16 protein-coding genes are annotated in these 17,391 nt (G+C 49.0%); 13 read left to right on the forward strand and 3 right to left on the reverse strand.

The features are described from left to right. The first annotated feature begins 224 nt into the window (after positions 1-224). The 13 genes from H1S01_RS03600 to H1S01_RS03660 all read left to right on the forward strand — a co-directional run bounded on the left by H1S01_RS03600 (position 225) and on the right by H1S01_RS03660 (position 12,507). Positions 225-1,826 (forward strand): peptide chain release factor 3, encoded by a 1,602-nt coding sequence (locus H1S01_RS03600; RefSeq protein WP_188038749.1) that lies wholly within the window; start codon positions 225-227, stop codon positions 1,824-1,826. A gap of 216 nt (positions 1,827-2,042) precedes the next feature. Further along, a complete protein-coding gene (locus H1S01_RS03605) occupies positions 2,043-2,483 on the forward strand; it encodes an ATP-binding protein (RefSeq protein ID WP_188038750.1) in 441 nt (146 codons plus the stop codon). After that, positions 2,467-2,775, forward strand: a complete 309-nt coding sequence (locus H1S01_RS03610; RefSeq protein WP_188038751.1) for an STAS domain-containing protein — start codon at positions 2,467-2,469, stop codon at positions 2,773-2,775. Before H1S01_RS03605 ends, H1S01_RS03610 begins: the two co-directional genes overlap by 17 nt. An 18-nt stretch (positions 2,776-2,793) precedes the next feature. Continuing rightward, positions 2,794-5,868, forward strand: a complete 3,075-nt coding sequence (locus tag H1S01_RS03615) for a hybrid sensor histidine kinase/response regulator (RefSeq protein WP_188038752.1) — start codon at positions 2,794-2,796, stop codon at positions 5,866-5,868. Beyond that, positions 5,865-6,293, forward strand: coding sequence for a chemotaxis protein CheW (locus H1S01_RS03620; RefSeq protein WP_188038753.1), 429 nt, complete (start codon positions 5,865-5,867; stop codon positions 6,291-6,293). The genes H1S01_RS03615 and H1S01_RS03620 overlap by 4 nt, the downstream gene beginning before the upstream one ends. A gap of 28 nt (positions 6,294-6,321) precedes the next feature. Beyond that, positions 6,322-8,325: a methyl-accepting chemotaxis protein gene (locus H1S01_RS03625; RefSeq protein ID WP_188038754.1), complete on the forward strand. Its 2,004-nt coding sequence runs from the start codon at positions 6,322-6,324 to the stop codon at positions 8,323-8,325. Positions 8,326-8,342: 17 nt separating this feature from the next. Continuing rightward, positions 8,343-9,464 (forward strand): chemotaxis-specific protein-glutamate methyltransferase CheB, encoded by a 1,122-nt coding sequence (gene cheB, locus H1S01_RS03630; protein ID WP_188038755.1) that lies wholly within the window; start codon positions 8,343-8,345, stop codon positions 9,462-9,464. Between the two features lie 3 nt (positions 9,465-9,467). Continuing rightward, entirely contained in the window at positions 9,468-10,313 is an 846-nt protein-coding gene (locus tag H1S01_RS03635) for a CheR family methyltransferase (protein WP_188038756.1), read from the forward strand. Positions 10,314-10,317: 4 nt separating this feature from the next. Then, positions 10,318-10,701 carry a response regulator gene (locus tag H1S01_RS03640; protein ID WP_188038757.1) on the forward strand — a complete coding sequence of 128 codons (384 nt, stop codon included), beginning with the start codon at positions 10,318-10,320 and terminating at the stop codon, positions 10,699-10,701. A 50-nt stretch (positions 10,702-10,751) separates the two neighbouring features. Beyond that, entirely contained in the window at positions 10,752-11,162 is a 411-nt protein-coding gene (locus tag H1S01_RS03645) for a chemotaxis protein CheX (RefSeq protein WP_188038758.1), read from the forward strand. A gap of 2 nt (positions 11,163-11,164) precedes the next feature. Then, the gene (locus H1S01_RS03650; protein ID WP_188038759.1) at positions 11,165-11,524 is read left to right on the forward strand and encodes a response regulator; all 360 of its coding nucleotides are present in this window, start codon (positions 11,165-11,167) and stop codon (positions 11,522-11,524) included. Positions 11,525-11,538: 14 nt separating this feature from the next. Further along, entirely contained in the window at positions 11,539-12,009 is a 471-nt protein-coding gene (locus tag H1S01_RS03655) for a chemotaxis protein CheX (protein WP_188038760.1), read from the forward strand. Positions 12,010-12,030: 21 nt separating this feature from the next. Next, positions 12,031-12,507 carry a chemotaxis protein CheX gene (locus H1S01_RS03660; protein ID WP_188038761.1) on the forward strand — a complete coding sequence of 159 codons (477 nt, stop codon included), beginning with the start codon at positions 12,031-12,033 and terminating at the stop codon, positions 12,505-12,507. Between the two features lie 181 nt (positions 12,508-12,688). On the opposite strand, the gene H1S01_RS03665 is transcribed toward H1S01_RS03660, so the two are convergent. The 3 genes from H1S01_RS03665 to H1S01_RS03675 form a co-directional block, all read right to left on the reverse strand. Next, positions 12,689-14,488: a carbon starvation CstA family protein gene (locus H1S01_RS03665; RefSeq protein WP_188038762.1), complete on the reverse strand. Its 1,800-nt coding sequence runs from the start codon at positions 14,486-14,488 to the stop codon at positions 12,689-12,691. A 235-nt stretch (positions 14,489-14,723) separates the two neighbouring features. Further along, on the reverse strand, positions 14,724-15,539 hold the full coding sequence (locus tag H1S01_RS03670) for a LytR/AlgR family response regulator transcription factor (RefSeq protein WP_188038763.1): 816 nt from the start codon (positions 15,537-15,539) through the stop codon (positions 14,724-14,726). Positions 15,540-15,551: 12 nt separating this feature from the next. Beyond that, entirely contained in the window at positions 15,552-17,261 is a 1,710-nt protein-coding gene (locus H1S01_RS03675; RefSeq protein WP_243236941.1) for a sensor histidine kinase, read from the reverse strand. Positions 17,262-17,391: the final 130 nt, after the last annotated feature.

The following is a 17,391-nucleotide window of genomic DNA, read 5'->3' on the forward strand; positions in this document are numbered from 1 at the left end:
GCGCGAAGATTCTTTGTCGCCGGCCTTTTCCTTTGGACGAATAAAATGTATACTATTATAATGTGGTTTTCCTAGCCAGAGAATTTGGCTAGGCTTACTATATCAACTGTTTAAGCATCCATTAGGTTATCCATTGTGGCGTATTAGGGCGTAAGGCCCGATTTCCCTTTACGTGCAATGAGTCCTTAAAAATATGCTGATTATACATTTTGGAGGAAAGATAAATGTCTGAAATGGCAACGGAATTACATTCGGAAGTTCAACGGCGTCGAACTTTTGCCATTATTTCGCACCCCGACGCGGGGAAAACCACCTTGACGGAAAAATTGCTTCTGTATGGCGGGGCCATTCGCTTGGCTGGAACCGTTAAAGCTCGGAAAGCAGCCAAACATGCTGTTTCGGACTGGATGGAGATCGAAAAGCAGCGGGGTATTTCCGTTACATCCAGTGTGCTTCAGTTTGATTACGACGGCTTTCGTGTAAACATCCTAGATACACCCGGTCACCAAGACTTTAGTGAAGATACGTACCGGACTTTGATGGCAACAGACAGCGCCGTCATGGTCATCGACGTAGCTAAGGGTGTCGAAGATCAGACCAAGAAACTCTTCCACGTCTGCCGACAGCGGGGGATCCCCATCTTTACGTTTGTCAACAAGCTGGACCGTCACGGAAAGAGTCCCTTTGAACTGATGGAAGAGATTGAAAACGTCTTGGGGATACGCTCCTATCCGATGAACTGGCCTGTCGGAGTCGATGGCAACTATAAAGGTGTCTACAACCGTCGCCTAGCTCAGGTGGAACTCTTTGAAAAAGGTGGAGCTCATGGGCAGTGGGTCATGCCTTCTACGGTGGGAACAGTAGATGATCCGGCCTTTGCTGATATTCTCGGTGTTGATGCTCATCGGGCGCTTTGCGACGATATCGAACTGCTGGATATGGCGGGCGATGAATTTGATATCGATAAGGTTTTGCGGGGCGAGTTGACGCCCATGTTCTTTGGCAGCGCCCTGACAAACTTCGGTGTTCGTCCCTTCTTGGAAGAATTCTTGAAGTTAGCTCCCAAACCCCTGGCCCGGAAAACAGCAGATGGTCCGATTGACCCCACGAACGAGGATTTCTCCGCCTTTGTTTTTAAGATACAGGCGAACATGAACCCGACTCACCGGGACCGGATCGCTTTTATTCGAGTTTGTTCGGGAAAGTTCACTCGGGGGATGTCTGTCAAACACGTGCCTTCCGGTAAATCTATCAAACTGGCCCAGCCGCAACAGTTTATGGCGCAGGAACGAGTCATCATTGATGAGGCATACCCCGGCGATGTAATCGGGTTGTTTGACCCGGGTGTCTTCGGCATCGGCGATACGATTTGTTCGGAAGGGAAGAACGTCCACTTTGCAGATTTTCCAGTCTTCCCGCCGGAGCATTTTGCACGGGTGCAAGCCAAAGATACGATGAAACGAAAACAGTTTGTCAAAGGTATGACTCAGTTAACCCAGGAGGGAGCTGTTCAAGTCTTCCGGCAACCGGAAATCGGTGTAGAATCATTCGTTGTTGGCGCTGTCGGGGTTTTGCAGTTGGAAGTATTAGAATATCGTCTAAAAAACGAGTATGGTGTCGATATTTCTATGCATCACCTCCCCTACAGTGTGGCCCGTTGGCTCGATGGGTATCAGGAAGGTAAACCGGTCAAAGGATTGGACAGCGGTGTGATCATCCGCGATATTCAAGATCGTCCCGTTGCCCTCTTCCGTAACGAATGGTCTGTTCGCTGGGCCACCGAGCAAAATCCCCATATTCAGTTTCTCTTGGTTCCGGAACGGTAAGTGATTCATTAAGGGGTCACTCATTTGCTTTTTCTATTGATGATTAAAGGAAACTTATTAAAAAGAGAGCAGGCATTGCCCTGTCTCTTTCTTTTTTAAAAAAGTTTAGCCACTTCTTGAACATCCATTGGTTGGAATCATTGTACGACGAAATCGACGCAGTTATAATGAATCTAGACATCGAAGTGAGAGGGTAACAAGGGGGGCGAGCAAGGATTGAAACTTCATTTTGAAATCGCTTCTACCTTTGAGGCGGTCGATCAGGTCGTCCAACAAATCGTTGAAACTTTCAAAAAGGATTTCCCAAATCACCCTCCCAGGACGGCTTTTATCATTGACTTTGCCCTTAGGGAAATCATGAACAATGCGGTAGAACACGGAAACCGTATGGATGTGAGCAAAAGAGTTCTTTGTGACGTTCGTGTAGAGGGACAACGGATTTATCTAGCTGTTACTGACGAAGGATCGGGTTTTGAATTGAATAAAGCGATTCCCGAGAATGTCCTGCAGGATCTGACTCGGGAACGAAATCGGGGATTGCAGATCATTTCGCTGATGGGTTTTACTGTATCGGTTTTAGGTAGTTCGGTTCGCGCTGAGCTCAGCTTGGAAACGTTGGAAAAGAGGGAGGTAATCGTAAGTGAAAAGCGAAGTTAAACAAGCAAAACTATGTATTCAAATAGAGAAAGATCTAACAGCAAACCGGGTTAAAGGATTGGTCGACGAAGCAAAACGTATGGTAGGCCAAATCGATAATTACCGTGAAATATCGGTGGATCTGTCGCGGGTACAGCATATCGATTCTACGGGTATTTCTTTTATCATCGGACTTTATAAGTCAGCTTGCAGCAACAGTAAGGCTTTCAAATTGACCGGGCTTAATGAAGATATATTCGGGCTATTTCGTTTGATGAAGCTGGATAAAATCCTCGAAATCGAAACTGCCTAGTAAAGGGGTGGTTGACAGTTGCAAAACCTGGAGTTCATTAAAGAGTTTATTGAAGAAGCAACTGTACATGTAGAAACGGTAGAAAACGGCTTGCTGTTGTTTGGCAACGGAACCAACGAACCGGATACGATACATGGTATTTTTCGTGCTGTCCATAGCATCAAAGGTACTGCTGGTTTTTTTGGTTTACAGAATATCATCAAGATCGCCCATGTCATGGAGAACCTGCTCGGTGAGGTTCGCAACAGCAATCTGGCTATAACGAATGACACGGTCGATTATCTTCTGGCGGCCAATGACTGTTTGAAAGAGATGATCGTCGATGTGGAAAACAGCGACGATCGAGATGTCTCTGTCCATATTGAGAACATCACCGCCATCCTGGAAAATCGCAAGCCCAATCTTCCGAATGAACCGGCGGTAGAGTTTGTCGTAACGGACGAAAAAAATCAGGAAGTTCTTTTTGCTGACAACGAAAAAACGATCATCACCGATGCACTGAAACATGGTCATGGTTTATATAAAATTCGCCTGCGCCTGAACGAAAATGTCAAGGCCAATCCTTCTCCGGTCATGTTTTTCAATAAATTGTCATCGATCGGACAGATCATCGATTCCTATACAGACATCAGCGAAGTAGGCGGACTCGATGATATTCTCAACGCGGACATCAACTTCATATTTCTGTTCACGACGGTCTTGGAAAAGAATTTGATCACTTTAGCCCTTGATATCCCCGAAGAGGATATCGTGGAGTTAGACATAAACACGAAGAAAGAGGATTTAGCCCAAATTCTTAGGAAGGATTTGGACTTTTCTAGTGCATTCCAAAAGTTCGATCCCCTGACTGAACCAAGGCAAATGGTTCAAAGCAGCACCGGCATGGCAAATGGTGTTATGGATCACTCAGTGACGACAGAAGAAATGAAGCCGGTAAATTCGTCTAGTCTTTCGACGCCATTGACAGCGTCGCCGAATGTAGACGATGCTGGGGATATGGTGAAGAAAGCCCAAGCGGTGGCTGTGGACGATACGGTTCGTGTGCATGTTTCCCTGTTGAACGATTTGCTCAATCTCGCCAGCGAAATGGTGCTGGGACGGAACCAATTGCTGCGTTGCCTGGAAGATCACCGCAAAGAGATCGCCGGACTGAACAGTGTCCTTCAAAACATCGATAATATCACCACGGAACTGCAGGAAAAAATCATGCAGACCCGCATGCAGCCTGTGGCGAAAGTTTTTAACAAATTTCCACGGATCATCCGGGAACTGTCCAAAAAGCTTGGGAAAGATATCGATCTTCAAATGGAAGGCACAGAAGTTGAACTTGATAAGTCCATCATTGAATCGCTAGCAGACCCACTGACTCATTTGATTCGAAATGCGGCTGACCACGGGATCGAAAGACCTGAGGTGCGGGAACTTCAGGGCAAATCGAAAACGGGTCATATCTTTCTCAAAGCCTATCACGAAGGCGGCCGTGTCAACATCGACATCATCGATGACGGTGCCGGTATCAAGGTGGAAAAGATCAAAGCGAAAGCCTTAGAGAGAGGGCTGATGCGAGCGGCCGAAGCGGAGAGTATGAGCGAACGGGAAATTCTGAACATGCTCTTCCAGCCCGGTTTTTCTACGGCAGAGCAAGTCACCGATGTGTCTGGCCGAGGTGTCGGCATGGACGTGGTCAAGACAAACATTGAAAAGCTGGGCGGAGCTATCGACATCATGACCCGACCTGGACAAGGTACGACCTTCCGGCTCGCACTGCCTTTAACATTGGCGATCATTCCATCCCTCATCGTGGAAGTAGCTGGTCAAAAGTTTGCTTTGCCTCAAGTGAACCTTCAGGAGATGGTTCGAATTAAACCGGGAGATCCGAACCGGAAAATCGAACGCTTTCAAGGCGCCCAAGTGCTGCGATTACGGGGCCGCCTATTGCCGATCATTCACCTCGGCAATGTGCTGGGGTTGCGCAAAGAATCTCTCGATACGACAGAGGTGGTTCGTGTCCTTGTGCTCAAGATTGGCACGAAACAATACGGTCTGGCTGTCGATGCGATTCATGATGGTGAAGAAATACTCGTCAAACCTCTTCCGCGGTACCTGGGAGAATGCCCATGCTACTCGGGAGTGACTATCCTAGGAGACGGCAAGGTCGCCATGATTCTGAACCCGGAAGGCATTTCAGGCAAGGCAAACTTGAGATTTACGGAGGAACAACGAAAAAAGAGCGCTGAAGAAGAACAATCGGCCATCGAGAGCATGGCGGAAGCCCAAAACCTGCTGCTCTTTCAGTGCTCCGGTACGGAAACGTTCAGCCTCGATCTCTCCATGGTGGCCCGGGTCGAACCGATTCAGGCTAGCCAGATTGAACGGATTGGCGAAAAGGAGTACATCCAATTTCGAGGCGATTCGCTCCGGGTTATTCGTCCGGAACAATATCTTCCCGTTACGCGAAGAGAGGGGCAACCGGACAAGCTTTACGTCATTATTCCGAAACTCGTCAAATATCCCATGGGTATTCTCATCCATCGGATTGAAGACATCATCCAGACACGGGTTAAATTCAACCAGGAGAACATCAAAGCAAAAGGCTTAGTGGGATCGACGATCCTGCACAACCGAATCGTGCTGGTGATCAACATCTATGATCTCTTCGAGCTAGCTGCACCGGAGCATTATCAAATCCACGAAAGACACAGTCACAGTGGAAACCGGAGGACAGTGCTGCTTGTCGAGGACACACCCTTTTTTGCGAAGATGGAACGGAGCTACCTGGAGTGGGCCGGTTATCGCGTTCTCTACGGGTCAAACGGTAAAGAGGCTTGGGACATCCTGCAAAATTCCTCTGTCGATGTGGTTGTGTCTGATATCCAAATGCCGGTCATGGACGGCTTTGAACTAGTCAAACGAATTCGATCCGACCAAAGATTGGCCCCCTTGCCCGTCATTGCCCTCACGTCGATGACGGACGAGCGAAGCCGTCAACTCGGTAGGGAAGCCGGATTCGACTTTTACGAGGTTAAGTTAGACAAAGAACGGATCCTGGATCGGTTGGAAGAGGCACTCCGCTTGAGGAGGGAAGCAGGATGACCGGTAAAGTACTCACCTTTTATTTGGGCGGACTGCTCTTCGGCTTGGACATCGTCGCCGTGAAAGAGATCCAGCGCAATATCGAATACACGCCCGTTCCAGACTCTCCGGCTCATATTGTCGGGTTGTTCAACATGCGGGGACAGGTTGTCACTCTTCTCGATTTAGCTTATCTGTTGAATAACGGAAAAGAGCCGGAGAAGGGAAGAGCAGTCTGCATCGTCTTAAAGCCGAGAGCCGAAGCGCCTGAGCATATCGGGTTTCTCATCGATCGGACGGGGTCTGTCGTCGATATCCAAGATGATATCTCGGAAGGTCCGCCGGCCAACATGAGTGGAGAGCTCACACGGTTTGTCAAAGAAGTGGTCAAACTCAATGAGGAACTGTTGATGGTCATCGATTCGGAAGTCATTTTTGAGCAATAATGGAGAAAGGAAAAGGAGGAAATCGAAGATGAAGTGGTTTCAGGACATGAAAATCGGGGCAAAGCTGATCAGCAGTTTCATCTTGATCGCCTGCATCGCCGGTTTAATCGGCATCCAGGGCTATCTAAATGTGAAGCATTTGGATGAAGCCCTCAAGGACATGTACGGAACGAATACGGAACCTTTGAACCACATTAGCAATGCAGCGATTGCATTCCATAAAAGCCGAGTCAACATGAGGGATTTTATCCTTGCCGATGACTCCATGAGTCGAAGAGATTATGAGAACAAGTTAAAGGATAATGATAAGATCGTTGCGGAAAACCTTGATGAATTTGCGAAAACCGTTAAATCTGATGAGATTCGTAAAGAAGTCGACAAACTGGACAAGGCTTTCGAAAAGTATCTAATTTTACAAGAACGTATTTTACAGGTTGCAGCGACGGGACAAAGAAATGAAGCTGTCGCCGTCATGAAAGACGGTTTAAGCCAGGCCAACGACGTCAGCGATTCCATGCAGCGCCTGATTGAAATGAAAGTTGCTCAAGCCGAGACCAAAGCCAAGACGAACGAGGCTGAAGGCGATTCGGCGATCAAGTTTATGCTCATTTTGTCGGCGGCCGGTATGCTCATTGCCATCGTACTCGGATTGTACATATCTAATAATATCAAAGGGCCGATCGTACGAATTCAAGAACTCATGGCCCAAGCGGAAAAAGGCGATCTTACCGTCCGCGGAGAAAGCGTCTCCAAAGATGAGGTTGGACAGCTTACGGAATCCTATAACCGGTTGATGGGCCGCTTCCAGGAAATGATGAAAGAGATTTATCAAAACTCCCTTTCTCTCAATCAAGCTTCGGTGAACCTGCTCGACACATCGAGCACTATGGCGGCCACTAGTGAAGAGATGAGTGCTAAGACAAGTGTCGTCAGCGCTGCCACTACCCAGATCACGACCAGCATCGAGTCTACGGCCATGGCGGCAGGGGATGCCAGCAAGAACATCCATGTCATCGCTTCGGCCGTAGAGGAAATGTCCGGTACCGTCCGGAATTTGGCTGCCGCTTCCGAAGAGATTTCGGCCAGTGTCGATCAGGTGAGCGATGTAGTTGAGCAGATTTCTAATGGTATTAACCGCGTGTCTCATTCGTCATCAGAGGTATCCGGTTCCGTCAACAGCGTTGCCACCGCTGTCAAGGAAATCAATATCTCTCTAAACGAAGTCAGTCATAACTGTGAACGTTCCATTCATATCACCAGTGACGCCGGCAACAGGGCAAACGAAACGAATACGATCATCGAAAAACTCAACGGATCTTCTAAGCAAATTGGTAAAATCGTCAATGTAATCAACGATATCGCCGAGCAGACGAACATGCTGGCCCTCAACGCGGCCATCGAAGCAGCTGGTGCCGGTGAGGCTGGACGGGGTTTTGCCGTCGTAGCCAACGAAGTGAAGGAACTAGCCAAACAAACGGCAGAGGCGACCGATGAGATCAGCCAGCAAATCGAAGCCATGCAGGACAACATGGCTGGAGCCGTCAAAGCCGTAGAGAAGATCACCGACGTCATCGGTGAAATCACCGAAATCACGAACACGATTGCCTCGGCTGTGACTGAACAATCAGCCATCACCGGGGAGATTTCGAAGTCGATCGTAGCGGCAGCAGAGCGAGTCAACAACATCACTCGGGAAATCAGCGATTTAGCTTCTAACGCTCAGCAGGTAGCCCGTGGCAGCCAAGAAGCTTCCAAAGGAGTTCAGGAAATCGCCCGCTCTGCCCAGGAACTGTCCATCGCAGCGAATGATGTGGCTCGCAATACAGAGAACGCTTCTGAAAAAGTCGGCTTAGTGGCCCGCTCGGCAACGGAAGTGGCCAAAGGCGCTGACGAAATCTCGGCCAGCATTCAAGAGATCAGTATGGCCTCCACCGAAACGGCGAGCGGAGCTGAATCGACCAGTGGTGCGGCACAACACCTGGCCGATATGGCGAAAACGATGGAGACGCTGGTAAAACAGTTCAAGGTCTAAATAAGTAGGTGGTAGGCTTGGAAAAGCTGAAGGTCCTAGTCGCCGATGATACCTTAGTCTATCGCAAGATCCTTGCACACGCTGTTGAAAGTACCGGGTTAGCAACCGTCGAGTTTACGGCGTCAAACGGCTTGCTCGCCATGGAGCGTATCAGGCACAATAAACTCGATGTAGCTTTGCTAGATATGTTCATGCCTGAAATGGATGGATTGGCTGTCTTGGAACAAATCCGCAAGGAACACCCCCAGATCGCCGTCATCCTGATCAGCGGCCGAGGACCGGACAATGCCAGCGCCACTGTCCGTGCATTAAGTCTGGGTGCATTGGACTTTATCCTTAAACCGGAAGAGTCTGACGCCAACAAAAGCATGGAAAAGTTGAAAAGCCAACTTCAGGCTTTATTCGCTCAAATCAAGATCAAGAAACTATCGTCCATCAAAGAATCGGCTACCCTAACCTCCGAACAAACACAAAAAACCCTTACTTTGGCACCACCTGTCGCCAAAGAAAGAACGGCGACCTCCCTTTCCATAAACCAAAAAAAATTCAACGGTGTTGACCTCGTCGTGATCGCCTCTTCTACCGGGGGGCCTGTAGCTCTGGAGAAGGTCTGCCAACAACTACCGGCCAATTTTCCCATCCCCGTCCTTATCGTTCAGCACATGCCGGCCGAGTTCACCCGGATTTTGGCCCAATCACTCACAAGGAAGTGCCAACTTCCCGTGGTAGAAGCTGGGGAAGGAGAAACGGTTCGGCCAGGTAAAATCATGATCGCTCCCGGCGGACTGCATATGACTGTGCAGCCTGGAAAAGGGGCAAGCAAAGCGATCAAGCTGAGCAATAGTCCCCTAGTTAACGGCGTGCGTCCGGCTGCTGATGTACTCTTTGAATCGTTGGCTCAAGGATTTAAGAGAGAACGAATACTGGCGGTCATACTGACCGGCATGGGAAACGACGGATTGCGGGGCGTGACAGAAATGAAGAGACACTGTGATTGCTATTGCCTGACCCAGAGTGAAAAGACTTGTGTTGTCTACGGCATGCCCCGTAGTGTCGTTGAGGCTGGTCTTTCCGATGAAGCTGTCGACATCGAAGAGATAGCGCCGCGGATTAACCGGCTCGTTTCGGGAGGAAAATAGCTGATGGCTTCCACCGATTTAAAAGGGTTTCGTCTGATTCAGGAATACATTGAGAAGGAATGCGGCATCCACCTCGGTGATGACAAAGCCTATCTCATTGAGGGGCGATTGGGACGTCTGCTGGCTGAATCAGGTGCTCGAGACTTTGAAGAGTTTTATTATCGGATCCATCAGCAGCGGGATCGTGCAATGGCGGAAAAAGTCATCGATGCCATTACGACGAACGAGACTTTGTGGTTCCGCGATAAAACGCCTTGGAAAGTCTTAGAGGAAGTCTTGCTCCCAAACTTTGTGGAGCAGTTTCGGGCAGGTAAGCGCTTTCGGGTGAGAATTTGGAGCGCTGCCTGTTCGACAGGGCAGGAGCCCTATTCCACAGCGATGTGTATTGATCGTTATTTACGAGAGCATGGAATCAAAGATATCACAACAGATCGATTCGAGATCTTAGCGACCGATATATCGCCTGCCGTCGTTCAGTTGGCTCGTTTGGGGAGATATGATAGCATTTCCATGATTCGAGGAATGGACGACTCGTACAAAGCGAAGTATTTTCAACAAGAGGGGCGCATCTGGTCTATCGACGAGAAAATCAAAAAGATGATTCGCTTTGAACGATTCAACCTACAAGATGACTACGGCATCTTCGGTCAATTTGATATCATCTTTTGCCGTTATGTAACCATTTACTTTGCAGACACCCTTAAACGTCTCGTCTTACAAAAAATGGCCCGGAGTCTTTCCGCCGATGGAGTGCTGTTTTTAGGCAATTCAGAGATTTATACAGATTACAGGGATCATTTTAACGTTAAGGAACATATGGGCGGCATCTACTATACTGTGAAGAGGTAAGCATATGATCGTATTGTCAGTAGACGACTCCGCCATCATCCGCAAGATCATCCGGGGGGCTGTAGAAGTCCTGGAAGGAACATTGTTAGAAGCTTCGGACGGTGAGGAAGCTTTAGAGATTATGGACAAACATGATGGTATCGACTTGATCCTTTTGGACTGGAACATGCCTGGAATGAACGGATGGGAGTTATTGAACCGGATAAAAAGCCACCCCGTTTATAAATACATTCCGGTAATGATGGTGACCACCGAAGGGGAAAGGGAAAACATCGTTCGAGCCATACGTGCTGGAGCGGTCCATTACTTGGTGAAACCTTTTACCACGGAAGATCTGCAGAAAAAAATCCTTGAATGTCTAGGGAGGGGTGACATATCGTCGAACTAACGCGATTGCGCAACTCACTAGCGGAATCCACGAAAGAAGTATTGCGCTCGATGGCCGGCATCCTCGTCGATGAACAGCCTTGCCCCGTCGGTGGCGGTTTCAAAACAACCTGTGACTACACGGGAGCTATGTTGGTCATCGGACGTCGCACCGCTATGATCACTCTCAGTATGAGCCGGGAAGCGGCGAAACTCGTCGTCGCTTATATGACCGGTATATCTCCGGCTGAACTCGAAGAGGACGATCTGGCCGACGGCATGGCGGAACTCGTCAATATGATCGCCGGAAGCAGCAAATCTTCTCTCGTCGGAACTGATTTTCACTTTCGAATCACACTTCCTTTCGTCCTGGTTGGGGAAAATCAGCACATTGTCTATAAAAGCAAACCTGTGGACCGGTGCAAACATTACTTTGCCGGTGACATTGAGGCGACACTTGAACTTGTATACTTGGAGGGGTAAGCATGATAAAAAGAATTCTGCTCGTTGACGATTCTCCCTTGATCCATAACTTGTTGCGGAAGACATTAGAAAAACATGGTTATGAGGTTGCAGGCGATGCTATGAATGGAAAAGAAGCTGTGGAACTATTCACCCAATTATCACCGGATTTAGTTTTTATGGATATCACCATGCCGATCATTGATGGATTGGAAGCGGCGAAAGCGATTAAAAGTCAACAGCCGACGGCGAAAATCATCATGTTAAGTGCCATGGGCGATGAGGAAATCGTGTCGCAAGCCAAAGCCCTCGGCATCGATATCTTCCTGCAAAAACCCTTTGATGATTACAAGATTATTAGCGCAATTGCTAAAGTAATTTAAGGGGGGCAGCCTCTATGGATATGCGCATGACCGTGCCTTTTGTGGAAGCATTACAGGATATCTTCAAACAAATGGCCATGATTGAAGCTCAAACCGATGGTGAACCTTTTACCGACAATGAAGAAGTTCATTCATATGGCGTTTCTTCGATCATCACGTTCGCTGGAAAAATCAAAGGACGTTTTCTGATCGACCTAGATACGCAGGTAGCGCTGCAAGCTGCAAAGAATATAACCGGCTCAAGCTATGATTCCCCAAAAGAACAAATGGTGTTGGCCGTAGTTTCTGAGATGAACAACATCATCTCCGGCAACGCCATTACAAAGCTCAATAACGAATACGGATTAAGTCTTCGATTAGCACCGCCTATCGTATTTGCCGGAACGGATGTCATTATCTCCATTCCGAAGGTCGCGTCGGCTTCGGTCACCTGTACGACCGCCTACGGAAAACTGAAAGCCAGCGTGGCGATCAGCAAAGCATAGGTACCGGAGGAGGACAGTCTCATGGAAGATAAATACATAAGCCCCTTTTTGGAGGCCTTGAAAAACGTTATCGGTCAGTTCGGTGTGACCGACATCCATTTTGGTAAGCCTGAACGGAAAGAGACGATGCATGTAGACACCGATATTACCGCCGTCCTAGGTTTGGTGGGAAATGTACGGGGAAACGTAGCTTACTCGATGTCTTCAGAAACGGCTAAGAAAACCGTATCGGCCATGATGTATGGCATGCCTGTGGAAGAAATCGATTCGATCGCCCGCAGTGCGATCGGAGAGATGGCCAATATGATCACTGGCAATGCCATCTCATCGAGCCTGTCCTTGTTGTTGTCTGGTGAAAAGATCACCTTCGATATTACTCCGCCGTCCATTATCTTCGGTAAAGACATCTACTTCATCATCAGTTCCATCGAGACGGTATCTGTGCCGGTGGATACATCGATCGGCCGGATCGAGGTCAATATCGGGTTGGAAATGTAGAATAAGTGACGGCATTATGACCAAATCATTCACTACGCCAACAGACCCAGGCATAAGCATCAAGAAGAGCTCCTAACTATGAAAAAAAGAAGCCTAGAGATGTAACATCTCCGGCTTCTTTTTTTCATAGAAGTAAACGATTAAAGTGCCAGGACTTTTTATCGGAGGAGCAATCTATTCTCTACAGAGACTTGCTCACTTCTTGTCCCGCCTTAGACCTTGACGCCGATTTAATGATGGAATACCACTTGATCAAAGCATCACCCATGACGATGACGGACAGGCCCATCATGATAGAAGAAAGGACGGTATTCAGATAGTTGTTTGCCGGGAGGTACTGGTTGACGATAGTCCAGTAGCCGGCAGTCATGACGGAAGCGAACAGATAGACCATCGGGACTGCTGTGACAAGGCCGTAGAGGATGTTGCCGTTGCTTCTGCGCAATACGAGACTGGTTCCAATCGCCAGAGCCAGTGAAGCCAACAATTGGTTAGATACTCCGAAGAGCGGCCATACAGTAGCGATATCGCCGCCGTAGAGCAAGTACCCCCAGAGGAAGCAGACGAGGACACTGGATCCGATGACGCCCGGTTTCCAATCGTTATCTTTTAACTTGGGAATGGCTTGACCAAAGAAGTCTTGAACGATGTACCGGGCTACCCGGGTACCTGCGTCAATCGCCGTCAAGATGAAGACCGCTTCAAAGAGGATGGCGAAATTGTACCAGTAGGACATGAGATGATCCATGCCGGGGAGACTGGAGAAGATGGAGGCCATACCGACAGCTAGGGAGACAGCCCCGCCGGTCCGGCCGGCCAGATCCATACCGACCAATTGGGATAGATGATTGAGATCGACGATGGGCATGTTCAACTTGGCAAAGACGGCAGGAGCGGAGTTAATGGCGAAATAGTCACCAGGTTGCAGAACACAAGCTGCGATAAGAGCCATCATGCCGACGAAAGTTTCCATCAGCATACCGCCGAAACCGACTAACAGAATATCCTTTTCAGAATCAATCATCTTGGGTGTTGTTCCAGAACCAACCAGAGCGTGGAATCCGGAAATGGCGCCACAGGCGATGGTAATGGAGACGAAAGGCCAGACCGGCCCTTTGATGATGGGGCCGCCGCCGTTGATGAACTGAGTCAACGCCGGCATTTGCAAAACCGGGTTGACAAAGATGATACCGAGAGCAAGAGCACCGATCGTACCGATCTTCATGTAGGAAGAGAGGTAATCTCGTGGAGCTAGAAGGAACCATACAGGAAGGGCAGCAGCGAAAAAGGCATAGATAGGAAGGGCAAGTTTGATGCCTGTTTCGGAGAGGGTAAACAGGTGGCCGATCCAGGTGCCTTTGATATAAGGCCCGAAAGCTACTGCCAGGATAATCAAGGCCATACCCAGAATTGTGGCTTCCCGAAGCTTGTCCGGGCGGGCTTTGATAATTAAGCCGATAATCATAGCGATGGGAATGGTCATTCCAACGGTGAAGGTGCCCCAAGGGTTATCTTTCAAGGCATGAACGACTACGAGGGACAGGCCGGCCATGGTGATGGTGATGGTGAAGAGGATAGCTAAACCAACAGCGAAACCAGCGATGGGGCCGATTTCTTCTTTGGCAATTTCTGATAAGGATTGACCTTTGTGTCGTACCGAAGCAAAGAGGACAACCATGTCATGGACAGCGCCACCGAGTACGGCCCCGATGAGCAGCCATAGGGTACCGGGAAGATAGCCGAATTGAGCAGCCAAGATAGGTCCGACGAGGGGACCGGCAGCAGCGATGGCAGCAAAGTGGTGACCAAAGGCGACCCATTTGTTCATCGGCACATAATCGGTACCGTTATTGAACTCGTGAGCCGGTGTTTTCCGTGCCGGATTTAGGGCGAGCACTTTGGCCGCGACGAAACCGCCATAGAAGCGGTAGGCCAAGATTAGGATGCAGGCAGTAGCAATGATCAAAGTCAATGCACTCATAACAGTTCCCCCTTTGTGTGAAAAATCGTGATAAGAGCGTAGAGCAGGATTTCATGTTTTTATATTAGTGATATTATACACAAACGTCTAGGAACCCCGTATAAAAGGCAAAAAAGCGTGCATAACGTGCACGCTTTCTCACATGGAATACATATTTCGTTTCGTAAAAATGACGATTGAATCAACCCTCTAATTGAACGCGATGGCCCCCTAGATGAAGGATTCTCCTTAGCAGTTAGAGCCCTAGTAGTTCTTTCAACGCTTTGGCATAATGGCGACTGACGGGCACTTCACTTTGATCATGCAAGATAAGATTATAAGCTCCGTTAAACCAGGGGATGATTTCCCGGATGGCAGAGATATTCACTAAATAGGCCCGGTGGGTGCGGCAAAACTGATTCGCATCGAGGCGATCTTCCAACTCTTGTAGAGTCAGGTTCAATTCGAGACGTTCGTCATCGACTTTAACGACGGCTTTTCGTCCCTCCACAGTGGCGTAAAGGATCTTCGCTGTATCGACGAGTAACATCTTACCGTTCTTATTGGCAGCGACACAACGAAACAAGCGGGGGGAGGGTGGGTCTGCTTCAACTTGCCCGTGGTCTTTTGGTTCATGGTTCGAGTCACTCTTGCTTAACAACAAGCTTCGCAACTGTCCCAACTGCTCCTCCAAGCCTCTGGGATGAAGCATCCGTTCCTGAATCTGTTGCCAGGTTGTCTCCAAACGCTGCGGATCAAAAGGTTTTAAAAGATAGTCTAAAGCCCGGACTTCAAAAGCTTGAAGTGCGTAGGCATCAAAGGCTGTCGCAAATACGACGAAAGGGAGTCGCCCCTGTTCCAACAGTCTGCGGGCTACCATTAGCCCGTCCATGTCATGCATTTGAATATCTAAAAAGAGGACGTCCACAGTGTGGGTGGACAGGAAATCCAAAGCTTCTTCACCGCTGCAAGCCTCTCCGATCACTTGGCATTCAGGCAGCTTTTCCAATAAAAAGCGCAACTCCCGCCGGGCTGGCGCTTCATCATCGACGATAAGCGTGCGAATCGGCATTAAATCCACCTCCTAACCAGCCAATAAAAGGGACTGTGGAGCATCGGGAATTCGAAGGGAACAAATGGTCCCTAAACCTGGTTTCGAATCGATATGCAAGCCATAGTCTGAACCGTAAATGCTGCAGAGACGCTCATTCACATTGCGCAACCCGATGCTGCTAGAAGAGGAGGCAGAAGGCGGTCGTTCCGCAAAAAGCTGTGCCATCCGCTCAGACGTCATGCCTGCCCCGTCGTCTTCAACGGTGATAAAGACAATATCAGCAAGCCGGTGGGCTCGAATTGTGATGGTTCCTCCCTCGTGCAGGGGAAGGAGCCCGTGACGAACAGCGTTTTCCACGAGAGGCTGCAGCAGCAAAGGCGGAACTTGGCAGTTCGCCGCATCATCGGCAATGTCGTATTCCACATGGAGGCGATCTTCAAAGCGGGCTTGTTCTAAGGCGAGGTACGATTCAATATGCCGCACTTCTTCCCGCAGTGAAACGAACTGAGCCGGTTCACGAAGATTTTTTCGAAAGAAGTCTCCCAATTGATTCAACAGCTTACGGGCTGTCTCCGGTTGAGTCCGCACATAGGAGGCGACCGTATTCAACGCATTGAAGAGAAAATGAGGGTTAATCTGGGCCTGTAAAGCACGAATTTCGGCGGTCGTTTTTAGACGAGCTTCTTTTTCTAATTCGGCGATTTCTAACTGTGTCGAAAAGAGATGGCCTAATCCTTTCGCCAATTCTTGATCTACTAGTCCCATCTCTTTGGTACGGTATAGTTTCAGTGCGCCGACAGGCTTGTCCTTACAGAGCAAGGGGACAACAATGGAGGCGTTCAAAGAGCAGTTCGGGTGTACGCATTGGACTTCCTCTTTCGATGAGGCAACGACGGCCGTTCCTGTCGCTAAGGCTTCCGCGGTCACCCGGGTCATGATCGGTTCTCCCGGTAGATGATGATCAGCCCCCGCTCCCACATGAGCCAAGATTTTTTCCCGATCTGTCAGTGCCACGGCGTCTAAATCAGTCATGTTCTTGACAAGTTCGGCTACGGCTTGGGCTGATGATTCCGTTAAACCTCGCCGCAGCAAAGGCAAGGTGATATTGGCGATATGCAAGGACTTTTGAGCCACCAGGGCACCTGCCTGTTCTTCTTGGGCTCGAATATCTTGAATCAGTAGTACGAAAACGGCGATCCCTGTCGCATTGACTAGGATCATGGGCAAACCGATATGCCTAACCAGAGTCACGGCATCCTCGAAAGGTTTAGCGACGGTCAGGATGATCAGCATTTGTAATGTCTCAGCGACGAGCCCAGTGATAAAGGCGCTCAATCCATTTAAGGAATGAGGGTGGTAACGTCGAATCAGACCGCCGATCAAACCTTCTGTGACCGTGGAAAGAGCACAAGCTAGAGCAGTAAAGCCACCCATAGAGTAACGGTGAATTCCTCCGATCAGCCCAGCCCCGATACCTGCCGCAGGTCCACCGAGCAATCCGGCCAGCACCGGTCCGATGACTCGGGAGTTAGCTAAGGCACCGTCAATGGGAATCGCCGAATAGGTCCCCAAGATGGAAACGGTCCCAAAAATCCCGATCAAACGTATGACGTCGCTCGTCGTCGTTCGCTGGTAGGCAAAAAAACGACGAATGGCGGAATGTCTGGACAGAAGGAAGGCGATCGTAATTACAATCGTCATTCGTTGGGTCAAAAATAACAGGATTTGGTGTTCAAACATGAGCGAGCCTCCTCTCCAGAAAACATACATATAACTGCAAAAGTATTCTTGAGATCAAGCGTAACAAGAAGTGAGTCTTTTCGCAAGAGGCCAGACAAGTTCCGCTTCTAGACAGGTGAGGAAGAGGAGG

Source organism: Heliobacterium chlorum (genome assembly GCF_014502795.1).
Lineage (GTDB): Bacteria > Bacillota > Desulfitobacteriia > Heliobacteriales > Heliobacteriaceae > Heliobacterium > Heliobacterium chlorum.